Consider the following 22,354-nt stretch of genomic DNA (forward strand, 5'->3'; position numbering starts at 1 on the left):
CTTATCCTCTGATGGGTTAGAAACCGATAACAATGTTAGCGCTGGTCGTGGCATCCGTTTTTTTAATGCCGGGAAAGACGTCGCTGTTGTTGGTGTAACTGTAACCGAGCTTGAGTGAGGTGTTTTTACTCATACCAACTTCCAGTGCCGTATCAGACATGGTGAATGTATTGGCTGAACCGGGTTGGACGACGAGATTTTCGGTAAACTTGGTGTTGTCGGTTAACTGTAGGCTGTATTCTACCCCTATGTGTCCAATTGCACCCTTTTCATCACCTAATGTGCCGGTGAAAGTGCTTTGGCGTCCACCCAGACCCAGTTCCATGTCTAATTTCTGTTTGGGGGTATCGACTACATTCATGCCATAGCCAAAAATTTCGACATAACGTGAGTCAATAGAGGCAAACTTATTGGAATCGTACCCCGCATAGCCAAACCAGTAGTTTTTATTGGGCAGGACATAATCCGCTTGCAGGTCGAGAAGGTAGTCTTCTGAAACGCGCGTACCTAGTGCATCCATACTACTGGCTTTGGCAGCAACACGGTAACGCCATGGCAAGGTTTCACGGTTAAGCTGGAGACCCACATTAGCACTTTTGGTTTCAACGTTACCCGTCGTATTGCTAATGCCGAGTTCGAGTGCGCCTTTCCAGCCGTTATCTGCCGGTTCGATGGCTTTATCTGTTTCCGCTGCTTGTAGCGATGTTGTTACTGACAGCGTAACCGCCAATAAGCCTGTGGTAAGGAAATGGAAGGATGCTGTCATACGCATAATGTCAACCTTGTAACTATCTTAGGGTAACGTGATGTTGGCATGAACCTGATAGCTTTTGAACCAGACGTAACATTTCTTAACATTTCTCTACCACTTTGTGCTGTGTAGGTTGGGTTAAAATTTTGTACAAATAACGCTGGTATGACATGAGGGAATCACATGATTTGGCTTCCAGTATTGATGACAGGTGGGGTGCTGTATGCGAGTGGTAAGGCGTTGCAGCGTGTCAAAAAGCCCGCATGGTTTGCGCGTCAGCCCGCCGCTACGGATGTGCAACAAGCTGATCGTGAGATGGTAGTATCAGCCGCGTCACTGGGTGTGGCTGCTGCCGGAGGATTATTGGCGCTGCCCGTGTTGGGGTGGCTGAGTTTGCCGGTATCGCTGTACTTGTTTGTGCCGGTGATTCGCGAGGCTGGCCAGGTGGTAGGCAAAGAACGCCGCGTTAATGATCAGGTGCTGACTACTGCACGTTTAGGCGTGTGTGTGGTGATGGGGTATACCTTTATTGCGGCACTGGATGCGGGTTTGCATACCCTGATGCACCGGATACAGGTACGTAATGAAGCAGCGTGGCGACAGGCTCTCCGGCAACGTTTTGGCGAGGATGCACAGCCTTTGGTGGCTTGGCTGGAGCAAACTTCCCAGCAGCCGACCGCTGCCCAGCAGTTGGGCGAACGTATGGGGTCACGCGCTGCCCCACTGATGTTGGCAACGTGTGTGTTGAGTACGCCGGTATTGGGGATCAATCGCTCGGCGGCTTTCCTGACAACCTTCTTTGGCTCGCATTTGCGCAAGCTGGGGCCATACACCGCCCACGAATTCATGCGCCACGCCTTGGAACAGGATATTTTGCTAACCCACCCGCAGTTGCTGGATCAGGCTCACAAGGTCGATACCGTGGTGTTTGATGGACGTATCCTGCATGACACCGTGGTATGCGGGCAGTTTGGGGGAATCGTGCGGGCATTGCGTCAGCAACAGCGTGCGGTGTACGTGTTTGCTGATACCGATGATAGGGCAGGGCTGATCAGGCAATGGCAGGAGGAAGGCAAGACGGTCGGTTACGTCGGTAGTGGTAACAATGATTTGCCAGCGATGCAGGCGGCCAACCTTGCCATTTTGCACCGTCATCAAGTGTTGACAGAGGGAAATGTGCCGCACATTTTGCTGCCCCGTGCTGATTTATTGCCTGTGCTGACGGTATTTGAACTGGCGGATACGTTTGCCAGCCGCCAACAATTCAACCTGCTTGCCCCGATTGGGGTGGATGTGGTGGATATTGCTACCACTTTGTTGCTGGATTTCGGGCTGGTGTATTCGGTGATATTTACGTATGCGGGGCTGATGTTGGGGATGGGGAGTGCGCGGCTGCCGAAGCTTCCTCAAGATAAGGGGCAAGTCGTCGATCCTAGTTTGCTGGTCGGTCAGTGTCAGAGGGGGCGACGCAGATATGCTGCTGCACCAGACAAGTAATAGCATGAATAACACACTGCGTAACAACGGCAATTAATTCCTTACCCCGCTTGATAACAGCAATGTGCCCAGCCGTTCGCGGTGGGTTCTACGAAGTTAGAACTTACTTTATGCGCTGTTTGGGCTGGATGCGGGGGAAGTCGCGTTGTTAGAAGGAAATGTAGGCAGGAAAATGTAAAACTTTGACAAAGATTTACATAGCGCTATGATTAGAGAACTGCACAAGAGAGGTAGATCATGGCAACCTTACACATTTCACTTTCCGACGCACTGAAAGATTTCGTGCAAAACCAAGTAGAATCACGCGGCTTTTCCAATGCCAGCGACTATGTACGCACCCTAATCCGGGAAGCATTGGAAAAGCAAAAGCTTTCAGAAACGGAGAAAGTGTTACAAAAAATGGCGCAACTACAAGCCGCTTATCCAACACTGGCAACTGCTGCTGGGCGTGATGCTTTCTTTGACAACATGATCAAGGAGTCAGCAAGTACAACAGCGCAACAAGAAGACAACATTATGCAAACGGCTATCGCCGAAACCAACGCTCATCGGCAAGGCAAATGATGAAAATCATCCTTGATTGCAATATATTGGTTTCAGCCGGTCTGAAAAGTCGGGTTTGCAATGCAGTCTTGCGCTACGCCCTACGAGAAGCACAGGTCGTTGTCAGTATCGCCATTTTGAGCGAGTATCAGGATGTGCTATCACGGAAAAAATTTGCAGCACAGCAGGAAAATATGCAGAAAATCCTATTTACGGTGTATTCGGGTGGCACATTGGTGGCGAATGTACCTGAATCCAGCGTGCTTTCCCCAGACCCCAAAGACCAACCCTACATCGACTTGGCGATGGCTACACAAGCTGACTACCTGATTACTGGCAACATGCAGGACTTTCCCGACTCTCCGTATGGTGTCACACAAGCCATTAAACCCGCGCGTTTTCTGGACTTACTTGGAATAATCACCTAACCAAACACATACCCATTATGAACATGCACGCACACATCGTCATTCTCACCGGCGCGGGGATTTCCGCCGAATCCGGCATCCAAACCTTCCGTGCCAGCGACGGGCTGTGGCACGAACACCGCATCGAAGATGTCGCCACCCCTGACGGTTTCGAGCGCAACCCGGCCTTGGTACACGAATTTTACAATGCCCGGCGGCGGCAACTGCATGACCCCAAGGTTCAACCCAACGCCGCGCACTTGGCACTTGCCAAGCTGGAACGCGAACACCCCGGCAAGGTGCTGCTGGTCACGCAAAATGTCGATAACCTGCACGAACGGGCGGGCAGCCAAAACCTGATTCACATGCACGGCGAACTCGCCAAAATCCGCTGCCAGCAAAGCGGGCTGGTCTACGATTGGCTGGATGATATTGATACCGACAGTATCTGCGACTGCTGCCAGCGCCCCGGCAATTTGCGCCCGCACATTGTCTGGTTCGATGAAATGCCGCTCCAGATGCAAGATATTTTCAGGGCGCTGGAAGAAGCCGACCTGTTTATCGCCATCGGCACCTCCGGGCTGGTTTACCCGGCGGCAGGGCTGGTCAAAATTGCTCAGGAAGAAGGCGTCAGGACAGTAGAACTGAACCTTGACCCCACCAACAACAGCGAGCTGTTCGACGAGTCCATCAACGGTTTGGCCAGCCAGATCGTGCCCGCGTTTGTGGAACAGCTACTGAATTCAACCCAGTAACGCGGTTACTCAGCTACTCCGCCCGCGCCATACCAAGGGCTTGCGCAACTGCACATCGTAATCGGCGATATGCAAATGGCCTTCTGGCTTGATCTCGGCCTGAACCTCGTGCTGTTGCGCAATTGCTGCCACATCTTGCGTTTCCAGCTTGCCCGCATCCGCCAACGCGTTGGAAAGCGCGTGCAAGAAATGAGCATATTGCCCCAGCAATTCCTTGGTTTCACTCACCAGCCGCATCATCATTTTTTCCACGTCCATATCGGTGACGGTGGTATTCATGCGGTGCGGGTAATCTTCAATCGTGTAAGTGGCCTGAAATTCGTCGTCGAAACCGTAGCGGCGCACATAATCCATCGCCAGTTCGGTGGCGCGTTCGCGGTCATTTTCACGCCCGGTGGAAGCCTCCTGATACCCGAACAGCAATTCCTCGGCAACCCCGCCCGCCAGATACACTTTAATCATGTCCAGCAAGCTGCGCCGGGTACGGTGCAATTGGTGTGGAAAAGTGAAGCCGCTGGCATAGCTGCTGGCAACCTTGCTTTGCAATTGCAGCGGAATCAGCCCAAACAGCACCATGTAAACCACCGCATGACCCGCTTCGTGGGCGCTGATATTGGCTACGGCAGCCAAGGTATTGTCCTGACGGATTTTGTCGATACGCCCCACGTAAGGGTATTCCAGCGTCGCATCTCCCAAACGCGCCATGATTTTTTGCTGCGCCTCATCATAATGCAGGTGAATTTCATCAGCATCATCGGTCAACGCTTGCAGCAATAGCCGCGACAGATTGACCTCCAGAATATCGGTCACGCTGGAAAACAGCGGGCGCACGCCTTGCACCGGGAATACGCCATTACGGTAAATCAGGCGATTGATACTCGCATCCGTCACCAGCCGGATGCCGGTGCGCTGCTCGGTATCCGTCTGCACCCGGTTAACTTCCCGCGTAATCAGCGTGTTGAAGTCCTGTTTGCGCAGACTGGGGTAAACGAGGTGGATATTGCCAAAACGCGCCACCTGTTCCGGGCGGAACTTGCGTAACAGCGCATCCTTGATGTCCATCAGCGTCACTTTGGTGGTGAAGGCGTGGAAAATATCCGCATCCACATCCGCTTCTGCCGCCTGATGCGCCATCTGGAAAGCATCATCCAGGTTGCCCGAAATCAGGATAAGCGTCTGGGTATGGTTAATCGGTTCATAAATCACCTTCTTGCGCTTGGCAGCGAGGATCATATTGACCATTTCTTCTTCGGTAATGTCGAGCATATCGCCGACATCCATATCCAGATTCAGCGCTTTTTTCAGGTTAATCGCATCCCAAGTGCTGATGTACGCGGGGCCGACATCTTCCTCGTCGTCTTTATCACCCTTGCTGCGGCGGCGTTGGGCATTGCGTTCCCGCTGGTAATATTCGTACAGGAAACTGTCGAGGTCGTCCTTTTGCTTTTTAGACAAATGCCCGTCAGACAGCAATTCCCAGAAATCCATAAACTTGGTTTGTGGTAGGGCTTCACCTTTGGAATCAATGGTATTGAAGCGCTGGATTTCATCAAACAGCACGATGCAAGGCTTGCCGTTGTGGAAGCCGTAATCATCCAGCACCGCTGACACCGACGAGCTCCACGAAGTTTGCCCGGTATTCGATAGCTCGATTTCGGCAAACCTGTCCTGAAAATGCAGGTGTTTGACCAGTTGGCGCACCAAGTCGGTTTTGCCTACCCCGGTCATGCCCCACAGGTTGATAATCACCGGGCGCTTGAGCAGTTCCGGCATTAAATACCAGACCTGAATGCAGTCCATCAACTCGTCGATGATTTTATCTATCCCAACGAAATGCTGCTTAAGGGCTTGCTTGGCGGCTTCAAGCTCGGCTTTGCGGGCTTGGATATGGGTTTTGTCTAGTTGTAGCATGGGGTAATATTACATAAAAATGCAGCGCTAAGGCTGTAAAAAATTGCACTTGCCTCAGAGTTCGGCGTTTTCTTAGACACTGGCTTGCGGGCGACGTTCCAACAAACAATCCGCAAACTTTTGTTCAAGGAGAGGAACAAGCAATACGGGCTTCTCCTTGCCAGAAAGCCGCGCCAAATGCAGCGCCAGCATTATCGAAACGTCGTTGGAGGCCTTGACCGCTTGATGGAGCAGGGCTGGGAGGTAGCCCTTGCTGTGACGGTGCAACACATGGATACCGCCGTACACATAGGAACTCAGCGGTTTCCATGAGTATTCCTTAAACTGTAATAACCGCTTCATATCCCCTGCGGGTGGCTTGCCTTCCAGCTCCTGAACCATTTGTGCCATCAGCGGCAGCCTGTCAGCCCGGTTGGCTTTTTCGTGGTTGAACTCACCCATCAGACGTGCAATGACCGTATCTGTCGCGGCGTAGTGCAGCCATATCCCACGTACCAAGGCTTCGTATTGAAGGCGCAACAAGCTGATCGCCGAGGTAAAATTTCCACCCGCAATCAGCATTTTGACGCTTTCGGCATGTTCAAAACCAATCCCGCACATAATCCGGCTGGAAGTGGTACGGTCAGTCTGGTCAGCACGGTTTAGCTGCATGAAACGCAATAAACGCAGCTCCAGCTCGATCGAGCGCCACAGCAGATTCTTGAGTTCATCGTTCATTTCGGTCAATACAATCACCTTTGCTGAATCATCAAGTTGGATCAGCTTGTCAAAAACGATTATAACGCCAAAACAAAACCATCTTTCCAGTAAACTGGCTAGCCTTAGCATTATTCGGAAACCTTTATGCCCTCACACCGCCTACAGCACACCGTTGCGCTGTTGACCCTGTTTTATTCTGCCACCCTGTGGGGTTTGTTTTGGTATCCCTTCCGTTTGCTGGATGAAATGGGGGTGGATGGGCTAACCGCAACCTGTATCGCCTTCTTATTACCCACACTGGTCGTCGGCTGGTGGTATGCCAAGGATTTGTGGCAAGCGCGTGCCCACTGGTTCTGGCTAGTAATCTTGGGGTTAACCTCTGGCTGGAGCAATGTTGGCTATGTCCTCGGGGCGTTGGAGGGTGAAGTCATGCGGGTGCTGCTGCTGTTTTACCTCTCACCCCTGTGGACGGTGTTATTCGCGTGGTTCCTGCTGCGGGAACGCTTGAACGCCATCGGTTGGCTGGTTGTCGCCCTGTCGCTGGGCGGGGCGCTGGTGATGTTGTGGCAACCCGATGGGCGTTTGCCTGCGAATCAGGCGGAATGGTTTGGCTTGTCCGCTGGCGTAACCTTTGCTCTGAGCATTGTCGCGGGGCGCTACTTAAGCACGAATGTAAGCAATGGCGCAAAAACCCTGACTGTGTGGCTGGGGGTGACGATATTAACGGGAGTTGGTTTGTTTTTCGTGCCCTTCCAAGGTGGCTTGCAGGTCTTTACGCCCAATGCAATTTGGATATTGCTGGGTCTAGCCGTAGCACTGGGCAGTGTGACTTATGCGGTGCAATACGGCATTACCCTCGTGCCTGCCAGCCGCTCCAACGTCATTTTTCTGTTTGAATTGATCATCGCCGCTATTGCTGCGTTTTGGTTAACACAGGAACGCATGGATTGGCAGGAATGGGTCGGTGCAGCCATGATTATCACTTCCAGCCTGTTTTCGGGGAAAATGCACGCTATGGAAACGACTGAAACGTGACCACTAGTCACCGAATTACGCCAGGGGCTTCTCCAGCGCCAGCCATTGCAGTGCAATAATCGCCAAGGATGCCTGAATGTTACCGGCTTTTAGCCATGCCATTGCGGTGTGGCGCGGGGGTGTGACCGGAAGTGATGCATGGTCTAATATCCGGTTAATATTCCCATTAAACGAGTCCCCGCCTGTTAGACAAGCCAACGCATTGCCCGTCATCCCGCGCTTCAGGAACGGATTGAATCCCTCTTGAACATCATGGAATCGAGTGGGGGTGCAGCACTTCCGGTCACACCCTGCACCTGCCAATGAAGCGGCTGCAATTTACAGTGCCTGCCACACCACTCGGTCAAAACCCAAAGCTACCACGGCAAGACAATGCAGCCGCTGTGGCTCCTGGTATTTTTCTGCCAATACGGCGTGGTAATACTGCAATTGTTGCAGGGTAGGGTACTGGCGCATACTGGGGCGGATCACCAGTACCAACAAGTCGGCATAGCGCCGTTTCCGAATCGACCACTTGACATCCTCCCCGCCCTAAAGAACGAGGATTCCTCCTGCGAGACGGCTATGCCCAGCCGCGAGAATGCCAATGATGCCGTAAGGAAATCGAATCATGCGGGAAAATCCTGAAGTTTGGATGCCTTCAGAATAGCATACCTTGCATTATGGTTGGGTTGGGATCAAATTCCCCCACTGACTTCAACAATCTGCCCCGTTACATAACTGGCTGCTTCAGAGGCCAGAAACACCGTCACTTCCGCCTGTTCTTCCGGGGTAGAAAGTCGACCCACGGGTATCGACTCCAATACGTCATTTTTCTCTGCTGCCGAGCGCACCTGCCAGAATTTTTCATCGACCCGCTCGGTCAGGGTAATGCCGGGGGCAACCGCGTTACAGGTAATGCCATACGAGCCAACTTCCCGCGACAGTTTACGGGTAAAACCATCTACTCCAGCTTTGGATGCGGCATAAGCGACTGACACCTTGTCACGCCGCCCGTGGCTGGCAATCGAAGAAAAGTTGACGATCCTGCCATACTGATGACGTTTCATCAGCGGCACGGCAGCGCGGCAGCAGAGGAAGGTTGAAGTCAGGTTGAGGTCAAGCAGCCCCTGCCACTGCGACAATTCCATGTCTTCCAGCTTGGCACCGGGGTTGCCTGCCGCTGTACCGCCACCCACGGCATTGATGAGGATGTCGAGCCGCGAATGCTTGTTTGCAATCTCTCCGAACACCGTTTGTACCGCCATTTCCTGAGTGACATCCAGCAGATAAATATCTATCTGTAAGGGGTATTCCAGTGCTGTCAATTGGTTTGCCAAGGTGGCGAGCTTGTTTGCATCGGTATCCAATAGTACTAGGGTCTTGACGTGTTTTGCCAGCATTAGCGCCGTAGATCTGCCAATGCCATTGCCAGCGCCGGTAATGACAGCCAGCCGCTGTGATTCACTCATGATTTAGCCTGCTTTGCGTACATGTTCATCCATCTTGCGCGAGATACCCCGTCCTTCAGGGCGGGGAGGGATAGCGCGTCGGCGTTAGCCGACCCTCTTCTCGCTCCTCTTTTTGGTTAAGCTATCTTGATTAAACACACAGAAATCACACGGTATGAACTATACTGTGAGTTATGCTAGCAAAACGCGCCTACCAATTCCGATTCTACCCAGACCCACAACAAGAAACGTTGCTGGCGCAGACGTTTGGTTGTGTGCGCTACGTGTATAACAGCATCTTGCGTTACCGTACCGATGCTTACTATCAGGCTAATGAAAAGGTCAGTTACCTTGATGCTAATGCGCGGTTGACAGCCATCAAGAAGCTGCCCGAACTGCTTTTTCTGAACGACGTTTCCAGTGTTCCGCTGCAACAATGCTTGCGGAACCAACAAACCGCGTTCAAGAACTTTTTTGAGGGCAGGGCAAAATACCCTGTCTTCAAATCCAAAAAGCACCGACAGTCGGCAGAATTTACTTACCGTGCTTTTACATTCCGCAACGGTGAATTGAAGCTGGCGAAGTGCGCTGCGCCGCTGGACATTCGATGGAGCCAGCCACTTCCTGCTGCCCCGACCACCGTTACCGTGTCCAAAGATCAGGCCGGACGCTATTTCGTGTCTTGCTTGTGTGAATTTGAACCCACGCTGTTGCCCGTCACCGACAAAAAGGCAGGCATCGACGTGGGCATCAAGGATTTGTTCGTCACCTCTGACGGTTTTAAGTCCGGCAATCCCCGCCACACTGCCCAACACGCGGCTAAACTGGCGAAGTATCAACGCCGTCTTGCCAAGAAGAAATTCGGCAGCAAGAATCGGCTGAAAGCCAAACGCAACGTTGCCCGTGTTCACGCGAAGATTTCCGATTGCCGTTCGGACAACTTACACAAACTGTCCCGCAGATTAATAAACGAGAACCAAGTGATCTGCGCTGAAAACCTCGCTGTGAAGAACATGATTAAGAACCCGACACTGGCCAAGCACATTGCGGATGCGAGTTGGGGGGAATTTACCCGCCAACTGGCGTACAAAGCCCACTGGGCAGGCAGGACGTATGTCGAAATCGACCGTTTCTTCCCTTCCAGCAAACGCTGTAACGGCTGCGGGTTCGTGAAAGCAAACATGCCGCTGGACGTGCGGTCTTGGGAATGCCCGGAATGTGGCGCAACCCACGACCGTGACGTGAATGCAGCACGTAACATTTTAGCCGCCGGACTGGCGGTGCTAGCCTTTGGAGAGAATGTTAGTGGTGATGGCATTTCGGTGTCGTTGTCCTGTTCTCGATGAATTAGGAATCCCCTTCCTTTAGGGAGGGGAGGAAGTCAATCTGATTTCCTCGTTTTCCTGTGCAGGGCTGGACTCTGCCATCACGCCTGCGCCCGCTTGCACAAACAGGCGTTTGTCGTATTTGTACATGCCGCGAATGGTCAAGGCAAAGCGGCAATCACGCCCGGATACCCAGCCGACCGTACCGGCGAACAGCCCACGCGGGAATTGTTCCAGTTCACGGATCAGTTCAATGGAGGCAGCTTTCGGTACACCGCTGACCATGGCGCTAGGGAATAGCGAGAGCATGGCGTCGATACAGTGTTTGTCTTCTGCCAGTTCGCCGCTCAGTTCCGAACTCAGGTGCATGACATTCTTTTGCTGAATCACATCCAGCAGGCGGTTGATGACCAACGAACCCGGCTCACAGTGCGGATGCAGTTCGCTCATCATCTGCACCAGCGCGAGGGTGTGTTCCGCCAGTTCCTTGCGGTCGTTGAGCAAGGCTTGGGCGATGCGCTGGTTTTCTGCCGGGTTGGCGCTACGGGTTTTGGTGCCTGCCAGCGGGTTGGCGGCAACCTTGCCATTATCTACCTTCACCAGCAGTTCGGGGGAGGCAATAGCAGCACCGACAGTGCCAAAATCCATCAGTACCGCATCGGCGTATTTCTGGCGCAGGCAGTATTCGGCAAATAAATCCAGCAGGTCAGCATCGTAGTCAAAGCCCAAATAACGTGACAGGACTACCTTGGTAACGTTACCGGTAAGGGCTTGTGTGGCGGTATCAACTGCTTGCATCAAGCGTTGTTCCGAATAACCCACATCGGGGGATACGGGGCATAAAGCGGTGGCTGGGCAAGGCGGGGCTTGCAGGGCAAGATCGAGCAGGCGGTTATCAGCACCAAAATACTCCATCTGTCCATCCTCTACGCACAAACGGTGTTCGGGGATAAAAAACTGTACCAGCGGGAAAGTGGTGCTGTTATCCGGGGCAATGCCTTGCTGGCTATCCCAAGCATCAAAGCCAACATAACCGAAGGCTTTACTGTTAAGGGCGGCAGCCTGATCGCCGATGCGTTTGAGCGCGGCTACCCAGTCGGTGTCTGTTTCCCCATCCAGCAGAGCGATGTGTTCCTTGGCTTGCCAGCCGATTTCTGCCCGGCCTGTGTGAATATGCAGGTAGTAAGGGGCTTGGATAATGCCTTGTTGCCGCAGCCAGTGCAGGATAGCAACCGGGTCAGGGGCGGCAGCGCTGGTTTTTCTAGCCTTGCCGAACCGTTGATAGGTTTCGTAGTCGAGGATTTTGCTCATGGATGGCCTCTCTTGCTCCTTACCCGGTGATCATTGTCATGGCTTGTTGCTTGGTTTTGACAGTTGGCGTAACGGTGACAATGCCTTGCTCATGGCGGCGGTGACACCCGAGCCATACAGCACCAACGCGGCCGTCATGCCGAAATGAAACAGGAATACCCCACCAATCAGCACGCTGCCGGGGATGTAGGCTATGCGCATAGTTTGGTTGAGGTTTTTGTTGAAACCGTCAGCAATCTCGAACAACTGATCGAGTTGCTGTAAGGATTGATTCATCAGCACGATTTGCGCACTGTCGGTCGCAACAGACGTTGCGCCCCGCAGCGATACCGAGACATCGGCCTGTTGCAGGGCAATTGCATCGTTGATGCCGTCGCCGACGAAACACACGGTGCGCCCGGCTTCCTGTAATTCACGGATCTTGTCGGCTTTGCCTTCCGGCAGGACTTCTGCAAACACATCGTCAATTCCCAGCCGTCGCGCCAAATGCTCAGTAGGTTGCCGATGGTCGCCGGAAAGGATGCACAGTTTCAGGCCGCGCTGGTGCAGTTTGTTAACCAGTTCCACCGTGTCAGGGCGCAGTTGTGCCTGCAATTCGAGTGCACCGGCCAATTGCCCGTTGACTGCCACGAAAATCAGTGAGTTGCCGCTGGTTTGGCAATTCACCTTGACCTCTTCCAGCGTGGCGGGGATTTCAACGCCGACTTGTTGCATGAAACGCTGGCTGCCGACCTGAAGCGTATTGCCCTGATGGTTGACTTGTACGCCGAAGCCGACGGTGTAGGCGGCGTCATCAGGAGGTGTCATTTCCAGCCCGTGCCATTCGGCGGCGGCAAGAATAGCGTTGGCGACTGGGTGGGTTTGGCGGTGTTCAGCCAGTGCCGCAAATGTCAGTACCTCAGCTTCCGGCCAGTCCGCGCAGCAATGGATGCTGCTAACTTCAGGCTGTTCCAGCGTGAGTGTGCCGGTCTTGTCGAAGACGACGGTATCGACGCTGTGCAGTTTTTCTAGCGAACGTCCGTCCTTGATCAGAATGCCGTGGTGGGAAGCTAGGTTCAGGTGGCTGAGCATACTCAAAGGCCCGGAGAAAAACAGGGTGGAACCGAAACCGCTGTTCATGATGGCGGCGGCTCCCGCAGGGCCAATCGTTACCATCGCCAGACCACTAGCAGCCAAGACAGGGAGTGTCAACTTGTCGGCCAGTTGTTCGCTGCGAGCTTCGTGTTCGAGCCGTTGAGCGGTCATGTTGCACAAGATATTGCCGATTTGTGCTGCCGCCGTATCATTTCCGGTCTGTTCGACCTGCACGTAAATTTTACCTGTCAGCACCAGCGTGTTGGCGAACACGGTGTCGTCCAAGGTTTTTTCAACCGGCTGGGCTTCCCCTGTCAGCACATGCTGGTCAATGGTTGCTGCACCTTCAGTAATATGCCCATCGACCGGGATGGTTTGCCCGGCAGACAGGATAATGATGTCGCCGACCTGCACTTCGGCAAAGCTGACTTCCGTTTCCATTCCAGCCACTTGTATCCACACCGTAGTGGGCGGCTGCAAGGCAAATGTGTTCATCATTGCAGCCTGAGAATAGGCTTCGGTGCGGGCAGCGAGCTTGAAGGCGGAAAAGACTACGACCACTATCAGGCTGCTGACCACGTAATACCCAGCAGCCAAGCTGCTAAAGATTGACAGGGTTGCTACCAAACGGTATTTGAATCGCCGTTCTTCAAGCAAAATACGGAAGTTACGGCGAAACAATGGCCACATGAGTGCAAGCAAACTGGCAGCACTTACCCAAGACAGGGGGGGGTAAACCACTGCCCCTAACAGGGCAAGTTTGACAGTGAGCAGTGCTCTGCCGATGCGTCGGTTGATCAGGTTGCGTGGCAAACCCCGTCCTTCAGGTCGGGGAGGATAGCGCGGGTGGCGAAGCCGCCCTATGTTCGGTAGTTTTGTCGGATAATCCGCGCAGTTTAACGCAGAATACCCACTCAAGCCGCTCTTGTTTAGCTACACTCCGAAGATGCAACGACACCAAGCCTTCAAATACGAACTCATGCCCAATGGTGAAACACAGCGTCAACTGCGCCGTTTTGCTGGGTCATGCCGCTTCGTTTACAACAAGGCATTAGCGTTGCAGCAAGCCAATCATGAAGCGGGTGAAAATTCATCGGTTACGTCGCAATGGCCAAGCATCTGACAGCATGGCGTAACGGCACAGAAACCCCTTGGCTGAAAGATGCCCCCGTTCATCCCCTGCAACACGCACTCAAAGACCTCGACAAGGCTTACCAAAACTTTTTCGCCAAACGTGCCGACTTCCCCCGCTTCAAACGCAAAGGCAGTGGTGATAGCTTCCGTTACCCCGACCCCAAACAAATCAAGCTCGACCCAGGCAGTAGCCGAATTTTTCTGCCGAAACTGGGCTGGATACGCTACCTCAACAGCCGCGATGTCACGGTTTCCAGCAAGGGCAGCCAATGGTTTGTCAGCATCCAAACTCAGCGGGAAGTGGAAAAAATCGCCTCTCAAGCCACGACAGCCATCGGCATCGACCTGGGTATAGCCCGTTTTGCCACGTTCTCCGACGGTACGTACCTCGAACCGCGCAACAGCTTCAAAACTAAAGCCGCCAAACTCGCCAAATACCAACGGCGCATGGCGCACAAACAAAAGTTCAGCAACAACTGGAAAAAAGCCCAAGTTAAAGTTCAAAAAATTCACCCGCAAATCGCCAACGCCCGCCGCGATTTCCTGCACAAGGCGACGACCACGCTCAGCCAAAACCACGCGTTCGTGTTCATCGAAGATTTGCAGGTACGAAATATGTCGAAGTCAGCGGCAGGCACGGCAGAAAACCCCGGCAAGAACGTTGTCCAGAAATCTGGCTTAAACAAAGCCATTCTCGACCAAGGCTGGGGTGAATTTCGACGGCAACTCGACTACAAGATGGTATGGAAAGGCGGCATGTTGTTCACTGTGCCACCGCATTACACCAGTCAGGAATGCCCCGAATGTCACCATGTAGCGGCGGACAATCGTCAGACGCAAGCGCGGTTTGTGTGTGTGCAATGTCACTATGAAAATCACGCCGATCATGTCGGCGCGATCAATGTTTTAGAGCGGGGATACCGCTTGTTAGCCTGTGGAGATGCGGCCTTAAGCCGCTCTGTGAAGCAGGAACCCGCCGAAGTCAGTCAGCTATCTAGCTGAATGCAGTAGGAATCCCCTTCCTTTAGGGAGGGGAGGATGTCAATGAGGTGAAAAGGGTGGTAATGACACGATGTCTACTTTTCAGACTAGTCATCGAATATTCAACTGTCAATGCTGTTCATCTGCGCTTAACATTTCTTAACATTTAGATGGTACTCTGTTGAATAGTTGTTCTGTTAGTATCTTACTCTTAGATAATCTAAGTAAAGTGCAGGAGCAGAGACGTGTATGTCAGACACGATTGAAACCTTGGCTGGTCTGGTTGACGATAACCCCCTTGACGGTCTTTTCAGGGTAAAAGCCAGTGCTTTTACCGATCAAGCGGTATTAGCCTTGGAGCAGGAGCGGATTTTCAAACGCACGTGGCTCTATGCTGCGCATGAGTCGGAAGTGGAAAAGCCCAATGCTTTTGTGTCCCGGCGGGTGGGAGGCATGTCTCTGCTGATTACCCGTGGCGAAGATGGCAATATTCATGCATTGATCAATGCCTGTTCACACCGTGGTGCATTGGTGTGTCGGAATGATGCCGGTTGTACCCGTACCTTTAAGTGTTCCTACCACGGCTGGTCATTTGACACGCAAGGTCACTTGATTGGTGTTCCCGGTGAGGATGCCTACGACGGTAGCCGTTTTGAGCGTAAAACGATGGGGTTGAAACGGGTTGCTCAGGTTGCCAGTTACCGGGGGGTTATCTTCATCAACGCCACTGCTGATGCTGAACCGTTGGTAGATTTCTTGGCTGGGGCGAGTGAGATGCTGGATTTGGTGGCTGATCAAGCACCTCAAGGGCTGGAGATTTTACCCGGTAGCCACCGCTATATTATCCGCGCCAACTGGAAACTGGTGGCAGAGAATGCCATCGACTCTTACCACTTCCGTATTTTGCATCGGCGTTACCTCAGCTTTATGCGCAGTAAAGGCGCGGAAGTGGGTGCTCATGCGGGGGGCTTCACGCCCAGAGGCTGGTCATTTGGCAATGGTCACGGAGGCGATGAACATCAGAATCTAGCAGCTTTGGGGCGTTTCCCCGGTCGTTGGGGACCATTGTTCCCGGAATCTCTGAAACCTGCCATTGAAGCCAATCGGGTAGAACTGGAACAACTATACGGTGCTGAACGTGCTTATCGCATCAGTCAGGTCAACCGTAGTATGCGTTTGTTCCCCAACTTCTATATTCTGGATAACAGCAATACGGGTATCCGTACTTTTCATCCGATTTCGGTTGATCAAGTGGAGGTGAATGAATGGATGTTAGCCGCGAAAGGGGAAAGTGCGGAACTGCGCGAAGAACGCTTGCGTACTCACTCCGGTTTGCCGGGGCCTGCGGGTTTCGTCAGCCCGGATGACGTTGATACGCTGGAATCCTGTCAGCGCGGTTTGAGCCATCAGGCATTTGACTGGATTGATTGCTCACGCGGTATGATGCGGGCAGAACCGTTACCTACTGATGAGCTGCAATTACGCGGATTTTACCGTCATTGGCATCCGCTGCTGACCGAAGGGCAAGTACATTATCCAGCAGACGCGACTTGAGGGGGAGACAATGGATAAGCAAACAGCAATAGCATTGACTCGTGCTGAAGTAGAAGATTTTCTCTATCAGGAAGCCGCTTTACTGGATAACTGGCAGTTATCAGAATGGCTGAATCTGCTGACTGATGACATCGAATACCATATTCCTACCACTGACAAACCTAACAGCGATGGTGCAACTAGCTTGTCGCTGGTGTATGACAACCGCGAGCGCGTCGTGTCACGGGTGCAGCAATATCTGGATGGGCAAGTGGCTGCTGAAAACCCGCGTTCACGGGTACGGCGCATGATCAGCAATGTGCGAATTCTGGAGCAGAATGCTACTGGTGCCGAGGTTACTGCCAATTTCGTCTGCTACCGTTTTGCCTTGGAGCGGATGGATACGTTTGTGGGGCGTTTGGAATACAGTCTGGTACGTGATGCGGCGGTCATAAAAATCCGTAAGCGGCGCTTAGTGTTGGATTTGGAGTCGTTACGACCTCATGGTATGGTCAGCATCATTCTCTAGCGTGGCGTTTATTAATTGAGCTATGAAGGAGTCTCAATGTCTGAGGATAGTGTCAAAACAAGTGCTGAAGCCAGCACAAACCATACTGTTCAGTCCAGTAAGGCCGCGTTGTCACGGCAAATCAAGGAGCAGGCACAACGCATTGATGAACTCACTGCCCTGATCCAGCAAAAGGAGCAGGAGTTGATCGGTTTGAGCGGTCAGGCACATCTGATGGATGAGCTGACGCATAAACTCCAGAAAACTGAAACCGCCATGCAGCTTGCCAATGCGCAAGTGCAAGCAAAATCCCACCTGATTGATGAGCTAACGGGTACGCTCAAGGAAAAGGAGCAGCAAATAATGACAGCCGCCGAACATGCCCAATTAATTGACGACTTGACCGCCAAGCTTCAGGAAGTGGAAATCAAGTTGGTAGCGGCTTCACTGCAAGGTAAACATTCGAACGCTCAGAATACCGTCAAAACGCATATGGTTTCGGGCATGGCACTGGGTTTGTTGCCAGCCCCCTTGTTTGACATTATGGCGTTGAGTGCTGTGCAACTTAACCTGCTGCGTAGCCTCTGTAATCATTATTCGGTGGATTTTGATGAGCAACTGGGTAAAGGCATTGTATCGTCCCTAATCAGTGGCTCTTTGCCTGTTCTGACGGTGTTGGGGTTAAGCAGTTTCGCCAAACTTATTCCGGGCATTGGTACCGTGGGCGGCGGTCTCAGTATGACGGCACTGGCAGGCGCAGCTATCTATGCTGCGGGGCAGGTGTTTATCCGCCATTTTGAAGCAGGTGGTACGTTACAGGATTTTGACAGCAAACATTGGCAGGCATTCTTCAAGCAACAATTGGAAGAAGGCAAAGCCTTTGTCAGGAACAAGCTGGATACAGCGGGGACGACCAAAATTGGGGCGTAAATAGACCATCCGTTCTGCTCCTACCGCTAACGAAACCGTTGTTATGAACATGGGGTAATCATTGTGCATGAATTGACCGACCCAGCGCCGAAACTAGAACCTTTTTTTATCGAATACAGTAGCATTTATCTGCATGGCGACATTTTGCCTAAGGATGCGGACGTACCACCAGAAGTGCTTTGCCTGCATGGCGGCGGGGCAGAAGGGCGCAGCAGTTTTTTGCTATTGCGGCATGTTTTACTGCAAAAGTATTTAATCTCTTCGTGTGCGTTTGATTTTCTTGGTTATGGCGGCACCAGTGGGGCATCCGGCTTGGTTGAACAGTACCAGCAGGAACACTTGAATCAGACAACCGATATTGTTGATGCTTGTTTTGATTCCCAACCGTTCAGTATTGTAGCTTCAGACATTAGTGCAGGGGTTGCTTTGCAATTGGCGGAATCCTTTCCAGTACGCCAGTTGGTCTTGTTGAATCCACCAAACGATCAGGATGTCACAGGGGATACCCCCTGTCAGAGCGTGGCGATGCCGATTGAAGCTGCACAAACATTGGCTTACATGAACAGTCATCCGGCTGTATTATTGAAGATTGCCCAGCTTGTCAAAGATACTTTGCATGGCAATAGTCGTTATGTGAGATGCAATTATCCATAATTGTGCTCAGCTCGAGTCAGGGCGAGGATATAAGCGGCTTTAGCTAACCTATCCGTTGCCGCCAGTGTCAGCGGCGTCAGGGCAATTTTTGCAGCGGTATCGGCGACACCATCCGGCGCGATAATGGTCAGCTCAGACGGCTGGCGGAAAAAGGTTGTTTGCGGTACTCGCACATTGCCTGCCAGATAGCGCAAGCCCTGAATGCTGGCACTGTAGGCCAAGGTATTGCCTTGTTGGCTGAAACCACGTTGGGTCAGGAATTGGCGCTCATCCACCGTGAGTGTTCCCACATTGCCAAAAGTCGGTTTGAGTTTGGTACGCCCCGGCTATTGCAACACCGATTTCAGTGGCTCATTCAGCGGGAAGAAGACGCAACATTCGCGCTGTCTGTCAGGTCAATACCACTGACTGTGATGATAATCACTGTGTACCGGGCATACTGCTGTTAAAGTTTTTTCCAATGTTTCGATCAAGCTTTTGACCGTGCCCGTATCACTGGAAATACAATAAATGCGCAATAGACAAATAAAGACCTCATTAATTCTCAGCTTCGTACTGGCCTGTTCGCTGGGCGAAACCGCCTCTGCCGAGTGGCATGAATCCACGGCCGAACCCAGCTTGGTGGTGCGTGCCAAGCCAGATGTGGGCGCTGCAAAATGGGGTAATGTGCCTGTCGGTGGCAAAGTGAATGTGCTTGAGCAGGTGGGCAATGAAGAGTCCATCGGTGGCAATACGGGACATTGGGTAAAAATTCAGTGGAAAGATAAAACCGCCTACGCCTTCGATGCCTTCTTAACCCCTGTTGCGTCGCACGATGCCGCTCCCCAAGCGCAGACACCAGAACAAGCTTCGTCTTTGGAGGACGTGCTCGACATGGTGTATGAGGGTCACGATAAAAATAACTGCCTGCGTTATCATTCCGACACCCCGAAGTATTATTACTGCATGAAGGTTGATCGTGTCGATACGGTAAGAGCCAATGATGGGCTGCGCACCTATGTGTTACTCAGTGGCGAAATGACCAATGGTGACGGGGAGGGTGGTTCCCACGTCGATGGCGGGTTAGTGGGCGCATTAGTGCTTAAGGAAGGCAGCAAGGGTATGGAAATTATTGCCGGTGATCCTGCGATTTCCATGGGAGCCTTTGGTAGTGGCCCAACAAAATGGGATTTGGTGAAACTGGGGCCATCCAGCTACTGGGGTTGGAAAAATACGTGGGGCGATACTCACCAAGGTATTACCGGCACACGTTATTCTATTCTTGCGCCCTACGGTAAGAAGATTAAGGAACTGGCGGGTTTCGTTCAAGACTATTCTGATGAAGGCAATTGTGATGAAGCCAGTGGCTGCAAAGTAACCAGTTACACCAGCCATTTGAAAATCGACTCCACCCAAATCGGCGACAAGGTTTTCCCGCTTAACATTACCGTGAGTGGTACTGAAAAGGGGAAAACGATTCCCGAAAAAACGTGGACATTCCCCTTTGATACCAAGACATGGTCGTATGTTGAACCCAAGGGGTGGACACTGGAAAACCTGGAGTTTTAGTCAGGAAACCAGCCGGATCATATCCTTACCCATCACGATTTTCTGCTGCTTGTACAGCAAGCCGATGGCGCGTTTGAAATGTGCTTTACTCACCTGAAATTCGCGGTAAATGTCATCCGGTGAACTCTTGTCGGTAAAGGTGGATGTGCCACCTTGCGCTTGCAGGTGATCAAGGATTTTCTGCGCCAGCGCATCCTGCACCACCGGGCTGGGCAATTGTAGCATCAGGTCGATTTTCTGGTCGGGGCGGATGGCTTTGATGTAACCCTGTAGGCGTTGCCCGATGTGCAAGGGCTGGAACACTTCGTTAGCGTACACCAAGCCGAGGTGGGTGGCTTCGATAATGGCTTTGTAGCCCAGTTCCGTGCGTTCATAAATCATCATATCCACGGGCTGGCGCGGCTCAAAATGGCTATTGAATTCGTTGAGGAACAAGTCCAGCCGCGATGAGGCAACGATGGTTTCGGTGTGATCATCGACGTAAATGTACACCACATACGACTGGCCTTCCTTCATCTGCGTGGCCTGTTCCTTACGCGGAACCAGCAAATCCTTCGGCAAACCCCAATCCAGAAACGCACCGAAATGGCTGACAGCCACGACTTTCAGGCAGGCGATTTCGCCGACTTCTGCCCGTGGGGTTTCGGTGGTGGCAATCAGGCGGTCTTCCGAATCCAGATAGATGAACACGTTTAGCCAGCTTTCGGGTTGGCAGCCTTCCGGCACGTAACGCTTGGGCAGGAGGATTTCACCGTAATTCTCGCCATCCAGATACACCCCGAAGCTGGTGGCCTTGGTGACGCGCAGCAGGTTGAATTTGCCAATTTTTAACATGAGGGGGTTCCTTTAATTGCTGTTCTTGATCAGGTTGCGCGGCAAACCCCGTCCTTCAGGTCGGGGAGGATAGCGCGGGTGGCGAAGCCGCCCTATGTTCGGTAGTTTTGTCGGATAATCCGCGCAGTTTAACGCAGAATACCCACTCAAGCCGCTCTTTTTTAGCTACACTCCGAAGATGCAACGACACCAAGCCTTCAAATACGAACTCATGCCCAATGGTGAAACACAGCGTCAACTACGCCGTTTTGCTGGGTCATGCCGCTTCGTTTACAACAAGGCATTAGCGTTACAGCAAGCCAGCCATGAAGCGGGTGAAAAGTTCATCGGTTATGTGGCAATGGCAAAGCATCTGACGGCATGGCGCAACGGCACAGAAACGCCGTGGCTGAAAGATTCCCCCGTCCATCCCTTGCAACACGCGCTCAAAGACCTCGACAAAGCCTACCAAAATTTCTTTGCGAAACGCGCCGATTTCCCCCGCTTCAAGCGCAAAGGCAGCGGTGACAGTTTCCGTTATCCCGACCCCAAACAAATCAAGCTCGATCAAGGTAATAGCCGACTTTTCCTGCCAAAACGGGGCTGGATACGCTACCGCAACAGCCGGGATGTGTTGGGTGAACTGCGCAATGTCACGGTTTCTAGCAAGGACAGTAAATGGTTTGTCAGTATCCAAACCCTTCGACAGGCTCAGGGCATCGCCCAACGGGAAGTGGAATTGCCCACATCCCAAGCGACTACCAGCACTTGTGCTGAGCGTAGCCGAAGCATCGGCATCGACCTTGGCATAGCGCGTTTTGCCACCCTCTCCGATGGTACGTACATCGAGCCACTCAACAGCTTCAAAGCCAAAGCGGCCAAGCTTGCCAAATACCAACGGCGTATGGCGCACAAACAGAAATTCAGCAAAAACTGGAAAAAAGCCAAAGCCAACGTTCAAAAAATTCACACACAAATCGCCAATACCCGCCGCGATTTCCTGCACAAGGCGACGACCACGCTCAGCCAAAACCACGCGTTCGTGTTCATCGAAGATTTGCAGGTACGGAATATGTCGAAGTCAGCGGCAGGCACAGCAGAAAACCCCGGCAAGAACGTTGCCCAAAAGTCCGGCTTAAACAAAGCCATTCTCGATCAAGGTTGGGGAGAATTTCGACGGCAACTCGACTACAAAATGGCATGGAAAGGCGGCATGTTGTTTGCCGTGCCGCCGCATTATACCAGTCAGGAATGCCCAGAATGTCACCATGTGTCGGCAGATAACCGCCAGACGCAAGCCAAGTTTGTGTGTGTGCAGTGCCATTACGAAAATAACGCCGATCATGTCGGCGCGATCAATATCAAAGAGCGGGGATACCGCTTGTTAGCCTGTGGAGATGCGGCCTTAAGCCGCTCTGTGAAGCAGGAACCCACCGAAGTAAGTCAGCTATCTAGTGTCTGACCGGAAACCCTAAAACCCTTTTCCGATCAAGATGCTACGCCCGTTTTCCTTGC

General features: G+C 52.4%; 24 protein-coding genes. 15 read left to right on the top strand and 9 right to left on the bottom strand.

The features are described from left to right. Positions 1 to 16: 16 nt before the first annotated feature. Positions 17 to 772: a DUF481 domain-containing protein gene (locus J9253_RS01190; RefSeq protein WP_210222936.1), complete on the bottom strand. Its 756-nt coding sequence runs from the start codon at positions 770 to 772 to the stop codon at positions 17 to 19. Between the two features lie 162 nt (positions 773 to 934). On the opposite strand from J9253_RS01190, the gene J9253_RS01195 reads away from it, so the two are divergent. The 4 genes from J9253_RS01195 to cobB all read left to right on the top strand — a co-directional run bounded on the left by J9253_RS01195 (position 935) and on the right by cobB (position 3,953). Further along, positions 935 to 2,248, top strand: coding sequence for an HAD family hydrolase (locus tag J9253_RS01195; protein WP_210222937.1), 1,314 nt, complete (start codon positions 935 to 937; stop codon positions 2,246 to 2,248). A 237-nt stretch (positions 2,249 to 2,485) separates the two neighbouring features. Further along, entirely contained in the window at positions 2,486 to 2,812 is a 327-nt protein-coding gene (locus J9253_RS01200) for a ribbon-helix-helix domain-containing protein (RefSeq protein WP_210222938.1), read from the top strand. After that, entirely contained in the window at positions 2,809 to 3,219 is a 411-nt protein-coding gene (locus J9253_RS01205; protein WP_210222939.1) for a putative toxin-antitoxin system toxin component, PIN family, read from the top strand. The genes J9253_RS01200 and J9253_RS01205 overlap by 4 nt, the downstream gene beginning before the upstream one ends. A gap of 23 nt (positions 3,220 to 3,242) precedes the next feature. Next, complete coding sequence (gene cobB / locus J9253_RS01210; protein WP_228291468.1) at positions 3,243 to 3,953, top strand: Sir2 family NAD+-dependent deacetylase; 711 nt, start codon at positions 3,243 to 3,245, stop codon at positions 3,951 to 3,953. 9 nt (positions 3,954 to 3,962) lie between these two features. Here cobB and J9253_RS01215 read toward each other — a convergent pair whose 3' ends face one another. Together J9253_RS01215 and J9253_RS01220 are read right to left on the bottom strand one after the other, a co-directional pair. Continuing rightward, positions 3,963 to 5,864: an AAA family ATPase gene (locus tag J9253_RS01215; RefSeq protein ID WP_210222941.1), complete on the bottom strand. Its 1,902-nt coding sequence runs from the start codon at positions 5,862 to 5,864 to the stop codon at positions 3,963 to 3,965. Between the two features lie 72 nt (positions 5,865 to 5,936). After that, positions 5,937 to 6,581 (bottom strand): DUF6988 family protein, encoded by a 645-nt coding sequence (locus tag J9253_RS01220; protein ID WP_407701803.1) that lies wholly within the window; start codon positions 6,579 to 6,581, stop codon positions 5,937 to 5,939. A 126-nt stretch (positions 6,582 to 6,707) separates the two neighbouring features. On the opposite strand from J9253_RS01220, the gene J9253_RS01225 reads away from it, so the two are divergent. Continuing rightward, positions 6,708 to 7,598, top strand: a complete 891-nt coding sequence (locus J9253_RS01225; protein WP_210222943.1) for a DMT family transporter — start codon at positions 6,708 to 6,710, stop codon at positions 7,596 to 7,598. 318 nt (positions 7,599 to 7,916) lie between these two features. Here J9253_RS01225 and J9253_RS01230 read toward each other — a convergent pair whose 3' ends face one another. Next, the gene (locus J9253_RS01230) at positions 7,917 to 8,081 is read right to left on the bottom strand and encodes a hypothetical protein (protein ID WP_210222944.1); all 165 of its coding nucleotides are present in this window, start codon (positions 8,079 to 8,081) and stop codon (positions 7,917 to 7,919) included. Positions 8,082 to 8,275: 194 nt separating this feature from the next. Continuing rightward, the gene (locus J9253_RS01235) at positions 8,276 to 9,049 is read right to left on the bottom strand and encodes an SDR family NAD(P)-dependent oxidoreductase (RefSeq protein ID WP_210222945.1); all 774 of its coding nucleotides are present in this window, start codon (positions 9,047 to 9,049) and stop codon (positions 8,276 to 8,278) included. Positions 9,050 to 9,222: 173 nt separating this feature from the next. On the opposite strand from J9253_RS01235, the gene J9253_RS01240 reads away from it, so the two are divergent. Beyond that, positions 9,223 to 10,374: an RNA-guided endonuclease InsQ/TnpB family protein gene (locus J9253_RS01240; RefSeq protein WP_210222946.1), complete on the top strand. Its 1,152-nt coding sequence runs from the start codon at positions 9,223 to 9,225 to the stop codon at positions 10,372 to 10,374. Between the two features lie 18 nt (positions 10,375 to 10,392). Here the strand turns inward: J9253_RS01240 and J9253_RS01245 are convergent, their stop codons facing one another. Both J9253_RS01245 and J9253_RS01250 read right to left on the bottom strand, forming a co-directional pair. After that, positions 10,393 to 11,664 (bottom strand): chorismate-binding protein, encoded by a 1,272-nt coding sequence (locus J9253_RS01245; RefSeq protein ID WP_210222947.1) that lies wholly within the window; start codon positions 11,662 to 11,664, stop codon positions 10,393 to 10,395. A 36-nt stretch (positions 11,665 to 11,700) separates the two neighbouring features. Next, entirely contained in the window at positions 11,701 to 13,551 is a 1,851-nt protein-coding gene (locus tag J9253_RS01250) for a heavy metal translocating P-type ATPase (RefSeq protein WP_210222948.1), read from the bottom strand. A gap of 133 nt (positions 13,552 to 13,684) precedes the next feature. Between J9253_RS01250 and J9253_RS01255 the strand changes: the two genes are divergently transcribed. The 6 genes from J9253_RS01255 to J9253_RS01280 all read left to right on the top strand — a co-directional run bounded on the left by J9253_RS01255 (position 13,685) and on the right by J9253_RS01280 (position 18,478). Next, entirely contained in the window at positions 13,685 to 13,861 is a 177-nt protein-coding gene (locus J9253_RS01255) for a helix-turn-helix domain-containing protein (RefSeq protein ID WP_210222949.1), read from the top strand. Then, a complete protein-coding gene (locus tag J9253_RS01260; protein ID WP_210222950.1) occupies positions 13,846 to 14,874 on the top strand; it encodes an RNA-guided endonuclease InsQ/TnpB family protein in 1,029 nt (342 codons plus the stop codon). Before J9253_RS01255 ends, J9253_RS01260 begins: the two co-directional genes overlap by 16 nt. A gap of 228 nt (positions 14,875 to 15,102) precedes the next feature. Beyond that, on the top strand, positions 15,103 to 16,407 hold the full coding sequence (locus J9253_RS01265) for an aromatic ring-hydroxylating oxygenase subunit alpha (RefSeq protein ID WP_210222951.1): 1,305 nt from the start codon (positions 15,103 to 15,105) through the stop codon (positions 16,405 to 16,407). Positions 16,408 to 16,417: 10 nt separating this feature from the next. After that, entirely contained in the window at positions 16,418 to 16,915 is a 498-nt protein-coding gene (locus J9253_RS01270; RefSeq protein WP_210222952.1) for an aromatic-ring-hydroxylating dioxygenase subunit beta, read from the top strand. Between the two features lie 36 nt (positions 16,916 to 16,951). After that, complete coding sequence (locus J9253_RS01275; protein ID WP_210222953.1) at positions 16,952 to 17,824, top strand: YcjF family protein; 873 nt, start codon at positions 16,952 to 16,954, stop codon at positions 17,822 to 17,824. A 63-nt stretch (positions 17,825 to 17,887) separates the two neighbouring features. Further along, positions 17,888 to 18,478, top strand: a complete 591-nt coding sequence (locus tag J9253_RS01280) for an alpha/beta fold hydrolase (protein ID WP_210222954.1) — start codon at positions 17,888 to 17,890, stop codon at positions 18,476 to 18,478. Here J9253_RS01280 and J9253_RS01285 read toward each other — a convergent pair. After that, positions 18,469 to 18,753, bottom strand: a complete 285-nt coding sequence (locus tag J9253_RS01285; protein WP_210222955.1) for a hypothetical protein — start codon at positions 18,751 to 18,753, stop codon at positions 18,469 to 18,471. The genes J9253_RS01280 and J9253_RS01285 overlap by 10 nt on opposite strands. A gap of 1 nt (position 18,754) precedes the next feature. On the opposite strand from J9253_RS01285, the gene J9253_RS21090 reads away from it, so the two are divergent. Together J9253_RS21090 and J9253_RS01290 are read left to right on the top strand one after the other, a co-directional pair. Next, the gene (locus tag J9253_RS21090) at positions 18,755 to 18,886 is read left to right on the top strand and encodes a hypothetical protein (protein ID WP_266097366.1); all 132 of its coding nucleotides are present in this window, start codon (positions 18,755 to 18,757) and stop codon (positions 18,884 to 18,886) included. A 102-nt stretch (positions 18,887 to 18,988) separates the two neighbouring features. Continuing rightward, a complete protein-coding gene (locus tag J9253_RS01290) occupies positions 18,989 to 20,026 on the top strand; it encodes an SH3 domain-containing protein (protein WP_210222956.1) in 1,038 nt (345 codons plus the stop codon). On the opposite strand, the gene J9253_RS01295 is transcribed toward J9253_RS01290, so the two are convergent. Continuing rightward, on the bottom strand, positions 20,027 to 20,860 hold the full coding sequence (locus J9253_RS01295; protein WP_028489992.1) for a CvfB family protein: 834 nt from the start codon (positions 20,858 to 20,860) through the stop codon (positions 20,027 to 20,029). It abuts the gene before it with no gap. A gap of 178 nt (positions 20,861 to 21,038) precedes the next feature. Between J9253_RS01295 and J9253_RS01300 the strand changes: the two genes are divergently transcribed. Continuing rightward, positions 21,039 to 22,301, top strand: coding sequence for an RNA-guided endonuclease InsQ/TnpB family protein (locus tag J9253_RS01300; protein WP_210222957.1), 1,263 nt, complete (start codon positions 21,039 to 21,041; stop codon positions 22,299 to 22,301). The last annotated feature ends 53 nt before the right edge of the window (positions 22,302 to 22,354 follow it).

This window comes from Thiothrix litoralis, from assembly GCF_017901135.1.
In the GTDB taxonomy this organism is placed as follows: Bacteria; Pseudomonadota; Gammaproteobacteria; order Thiotrichales; family Thiotrichaceae; genus Thiothrix; species Thiothrix litoralis.